Below are 4,139 nucleotides of genomic sequence, written 5' to 3'. Positions count from 1 at the left end.
GGTTTTATTTTAAAAATAACCTCAAAAAAGACCTTATTTTACACTTCACCGCACGATCCTTAGTCCCAGGCCTAATTAAAATACTTTTTATAAATGTAAATGGAGAAAATATAACGCTCATAAGGAATTCAAAATGATAATAGATGCCCACCACTGCACTATCTAACAAGCCCTTCCATTGTACAAATACAATTAGTTGCAAACCCAAAACTAAATGATATGAAATACGGTATCATAATAGACAGGCTTGAAAAGATTTGCTTGAACCCGAATCGAAACAAGTAGCCATGATTATCTAAAAGAAGTTAATTACAAATATACTCTTCAAGGGATTAAAGCTAATCCGAAAGATTTCCATCGAAGTAGTACAGCTCCTTATTATTTTGAATTGTTGAAAAACATGGAAATAAACATTTGATTGGAATAGGATCTCTTAGACCCTTTAATCTATCTAATTATTGAGAACGAAAAGAGGCCTCTAAGCTCAAATCCTACCCCAGCGCAGGAACTAGATATCTCTAAGATTTAAATCCGAAAGTAAAGATTTCTCTTCATTATCCCCACTTAAAAGAATCTTTTCGTGTTTTCTTTTTTAAGCACAAGCCCTTTACAATGCTTTATAAAAGGCGTATCTTGAAAAATGTAACATTTTTCAATTGGAGGTATTCATGGCCAATAATCATGGCGGTAGGCGGGAAGGCTCTGGCCGTATGAAACAAGAGGAAACTAAATTAGTTCGAGTCCCTCTTTCCAAAATTGATACAGTCATGGCCGTCCGTCAAGCGGATTACCATCATACTATACCTCTTTACTCCAGCAAAGTGGCAGCGGGTTACCCCTCCCCTGCTGATGACCGAGTTGACGACAGTATTAATCTTCAAGAAATGCTCGTTAAAAACCCTGAAAAAACCTTTGCATTACGCGCCAGTGGGGACTCCATGGTCAATGCAGGCATTAAATCGGGTGATTTGTTAATTGTGGAGAGTAGGCAACAAGGATTGGATGGACAAATGGTGATTGCCGTAGTCAATAACGAACTCACCGTGAAAACCTTATCGATTCAAACCAATCAAATTCGCTTACTACCTGCAAATCCACTTTTTCAGCCGATAGATGTGATCAATATGGATGATTTTAAAATCCTAGGGGTAGTTATCCATATCGTTCATTCCCCTTAACTCTTTCTTAATCGACTAACAGGTTAAGCGTCAAGTTTACCCTGAGGGCTTTTTATTGCCTAAATAGCCAAATTTTTTAATTTTTACTATGAGAGACTACATGGCCGTATCATTTAAAACCATTTTACTTGTTGAAGATGAACTCGAAGTGCGCTTAAATCTTGATTTGCTACTTCATCTTCATCCCTGTCATGTTGATTTTGCGCATGATGGCCTATCTGCCATTTCTAAAGCATGCCTCAAACGCTATGATTGCATCCTGATGGACTTAAGCTTGCCAACTTTAAATGGAGTTGAATCCTGTAAAGTCATTAAAAAAGTTCTCAAATCTAAATCTTTACCAATTCCACCCATCATCGCCCTATCTGAATTTCCAAACCTGCCGCTTATGGATGAGTGTTTAGATGTTGGGATGACAAGTATTCTATTTAAGCCCTTACAACCTCAGCACATTCAACGCTTATTTTTGCGTTTGAACTAACTAAATAGTCATTCTAGGTGTGAAATGGTTTAAACGATGAAATGTCGAATTAGAAACAAAATCACTACCATCCTGTTGGATATGAAGATAAATTTAAACTAAGAAGCAGCATGACAATAAATTCTGTCGGTTCCAAAATCATCTAAAATGACCGATTGTTTACGTGACGGAGTACAATATGCAACATATCCTTTCATAAGATCATTCTTATGATCCTTTAAATAATTTGTATAATCTTCATTACCCCGCAAAAAAATCCCTTCTGACGACTGACTGGACACTTGATAGATATAAATTCCTCGTTCAAAAGCTTTTTCCTCCGTATAATAATAATTATCATTTTCGTCTACTGCTATACTCTTGCTTTGGCCAGGAGCTAATCTAAAGAATGAATCAACATCGCATTTTGTATTCCTTTGTTTATTATCGAGCGTAAATCTACACACAATATAATTGATGTCATAAACTCGTTTGCTCGCATTGAGAACATAAAATTCATTTCTCAATACGAATGAAAATACGGTTTGACTCAATAGTGAACTGAGAAGAATCAATACACTACCAATAAAATATCTCATTTCTTTTAACCTCAACTATAAATTAAAAAAATTGGCAATAAAACCGTTGATCAGTCTCGTGAAGCACAATAGTCGAAGTGGTATCAGTTAGAGTACAACTCACGTCTGTAGAGGTAGTGCGTTTTGAATCCAGTGGTGTTCTAGACGCCTTAAAGGCAGTGGTCACTTGATTATTGGATACCCGAGTAATTATTAGTATTTGGTAAAGTGTATTTCCTGGAGCATCATAATAACCTCCAGGAATATCATAATAATGGCCTGAACTGGATATTCCAGAAAGCCAAATTTGATAATGGTCACACACCGTATAGCGTTTTTGCTGACTGCTATAATTACATAAATCAAAATCAACAGTGATGGGACTATCGCTGGTATTAATTACTCTGAAAGTTCTCTCTATCTGGTAGGCGTAACTAAAACCGCTTAACAAAAAGACCAACCCTATCACTAATCTTACGCACATAAAAATCCCGTTTTTGTTGCGTAAAGGTAGATAGATTGAGCCGTAAACATATAGCAATACGAAGCTACGCGATGAACTCCTCCAACAAATATTTTCGAATAGTCAGTGTAAGCAGACGAATCATCCCAATTTTTAATAAAATACTGGTAATTACCCTCTTCATCACTTACTTTTCCGATAAAGGCGTTCTTTACATGCGTAATATAATCAGTAACCTCTATTGTTTCTAAAGCAAACTCAAGATATCCATTCACAGGCAATAATTGCGTTGATTGAGAACAGGTAGTATTTTCTGATTTTGGCTTATTCCTAATATAATCGTACTCACAAAGACTATAAGTAATCGATAAAAGTTTGTTAGTCCGATTAAACAAAAACGAAGGGCTTCGAGTCGTTTGATTCATTACCTGTGCGTTCGGCAATGCCTTGCTAAAACTAAAAATTGGAGCAACGAACAATCCCAACATCAAGAAAGCCCTTAATTGGTTTCGTTTCATACTCTGTCTTTTTTTGTCAATTGATTGTTTTGCTTTTTTAAATGATAAACTTCTTCTCTATCCACGGAGATAGACTTAGGCGCTGCAATGCCAAACGAAATATCGCCTTGCAACTGCTGACCCTTTTTAGGAAGAATCGTCACGAGTTGGTTGTTGAGTTGAACGACAAGCGTTTCTTCAAACGAGAGAGTAATAATTTCCATCTTTAAATCCTTTCTATTCCAATTGGTACTAGGTTGACGGTTGCGATAATATCGTAGAATTCCTACCCTGTCATTTAAATGTTATTTAAATGACAATCACCATCGGGTTTAAACTAATTCGAGAATAATGACTTCTTTTTGAGGTGATTAATAGTTTTTTTCTTTTCAAATAATGCCAACAAATTCACCATAGCATTTCATCTCATCTAACTGCAAATCATTAATAGGTTCTTTTGTATCCGAATGAAGTATTTGCAGGATTTGAATACTGCCAAAGGATTTATCCTGCCAATCTTGTAAGATAGGTGGAATAAAATAGTCAAACTGGATATCAACAGCGAGAGAAAAACCATTGTTTCGCTGAAAAGTTGCTTCCACTCAATATTGAGAGCTCACAGCCTCATACTTTGGAAGGCTAACTTTAATGAGGAAGACAGACCTTCTTTTAAGACATTTAGCCAAAATCATTCTATGATAAACACTATTGACCAAGGAGCGTTAATCAACAATGACTGAAGAAATTTTTCAACAAATCGCCCAACACCCCGACTATCAGGTTTTAAAACGAGTCCCAGCCTCTTTTTTGCCGCGCACGCCAACCGATTCACAGCATTTTGTAGCGACTATCGTTGATTTAGAAACCATGGGCCTTGATGCATCCCTTCACGAGATCATCGAATTAGGTCTCCTTTCTTTCTCCTTTTCCAAAGTAGACGGTATTTTAGCCGTCATCGATACC

The 4,139-nt window shown here is 36.5% G+C and carries 7 protein-coding genes and 1 pseudogene; 3 read left to right on the top strand and 5 right to left on the bottom strand.

What is annotated here, in order from left to right:
- The first annotated feature begins 668 nt into the window (after window positions 1-668).
- Together Ldro_RS09310 and Ldro_RS09305 are read left to right on the top strand one after the other, a co-directional pair.
- Window positions 669-1,178 carry a LexA family protein gene (locus tag Ldro_RS09310; protein WP_058496155.1) on the top strand — a complete coding sequence of 170 codons (510 nt, stop codon included), beginning with the start codon at window positions 669-671 and terminating at the stop codon, window positions 1,176-1,178.
- Window positions 1,179-1,278: 100 nt separating this feature from the next.
- Window positions 1,279-1,659 (top strand): response regulator, encoded by a 381-nt coding sequence (locus Ldro_RS09305; protein WP_058496154.1) that lies wholly within the window; start codon window positions 1,279-1,281, stop codon window positions 1,657-1,659.
- Between the two features lie 98 nt (window positions 1,660-1,757).
- Here Ldro_RS09305 and Ldro_RS09300 read toward each other — a convergent pair whose 3' ends face one another.
- From Ldro_RS09300 to Ldro_RS09280, 5 genes are all read right to left on the bottom strand, one after another.
- Window positions 1,758-2,237 carry a hypothetical protein gene (locus Ldro_RS09300; protein ID WP_058496153.1) on the bottom strand — a complete coding sequence of 160 codons (480 nt, stop codon included), beginning with the start codon at window positions 2,235-2,237 and terminating at the stop codon, window positions 1,758-1,760.
- Window positions 2,238-2,259: 22 nt separating this feature from the next.
- Complete coding sequence (locus Ldro_RS09295) at window positions 2,260-2,700, bottom strand: hypothetical protein (protein WP_058496152.1); 441 nt, start codon at window positions 2,698-2,700, stop codon at window positions 2,260-2,262.
- On the bottom strand, window positions 2,691-3,197 hold the full coding sequence (locus tag Ldro_RS09290) for a hypothetical protein (protein ID WP_058496151.1): 507 nt from the start codon (window positions 3,195-3,197) through the stop codon (window positions 2,691-2,693). Before Ldro_RS09290 ends, Ldro_RS09295 begins: the two co-directional genes overlap by 10 nt.
- Window positions 3,194-3,400 (bottom strand): carbon storage regulator, encoded by a 207-nt coding sequence (locus Ldro_RS09285; protein ID WP_058496150.1) that lies wholly within the window; start codon window positions 3,398-3,400, stop codon window positions 3,194-3,196. Before Ldro_RS09285 ends, Ldro_RS09290 begins: the two co-directional genes overlap by 4 nt.
- A gap of 165 nt (window positions 3,401-3,565) precedes the next feature.
- On the bottom strand, window positions 3,566-3,778 hold the full coding sequence (locus Ldro_RS09280; protein ID WP_058496149.1) for a hypothetical protein: 213 nt from the start codon (window positions 3,776-3,778) through the stop codon (window positions 3,566-3,568).
- A 130-nt stretch (window positions 3,779-3,908) separates the two neighbouring features.
- Here Ldro_RS09280 and Ldro_RS16505 point away from each other — a divergent pair.
- Window positions 3,909-4,139, top strand: a pseudogene (locus Ldro_RS16505) (3'-5' exonuclease); the annotation flags it as partial.

Origin of the sequence: Legionella drozanskii LLAP-1 (genome assembly GCF_001467585.1) — a bacterium.
Lineage (GTDB): Bacteria > Pseudomonadota > Gammaproteobacteria > Legionellales > Legionellaceae > Tatlockia > Tatlockia drozanskii.
The sequence above is the reverse complement of the archived record's forward strand: the minus strand, read 5'-3'. Positions and strand labels throughout refer to the sequence as shown.

What these genes read in the sequence shown, in the direction of transcription:
- Ldro_RS09305 (WP_058496154.1), top strand. Translation starts at nt 1,279, where the DNA reads ATGGCCGTATCATTTAAAACCATTTTACTTGTTGAAGATGAACTCGAA.
- Ldro_RS09300 (WP_058496153.1), bottom strand. Translation starts at nt 2,237, where the DNA reads ATGAGATATTTTATTGGTAGTGTATTGATTCTTCTCAGTTCACTATTG.
- Ldro_RS09285 (WP_058496150.1), bottom strand. Translation starts at nt 3,400, where the DNA reads ATGGAAATTATTACTCTCTCGTTTGAAGAAACGCTTGTCGTTCAACTC.
- Ldro_RS09290 (WP_058496151.1), bottom strand. Translation starts at nt 3,197, where the DNA reads ATGAAACGAAACCAATTAAGGGCTTTCTTGATGTTGGGATTGTTCGTT.
- Ldro_RS09310 (WP_058496155.1), top strand. Translation starts at nt 669, where the DNA reads ATGGCCAATAATCATGGCGGTAGGCGGGAAGGCTCTGGCCGTATGAAA.
- Ldro_RS09295 (WP_058496152.1), bottom strand. Translation starts at nt 2,700, where the DNA reads ATGTGCGTAAGATTAGTGATAGGGTTGGTCTTTTTGTTAAGCGGTTTT.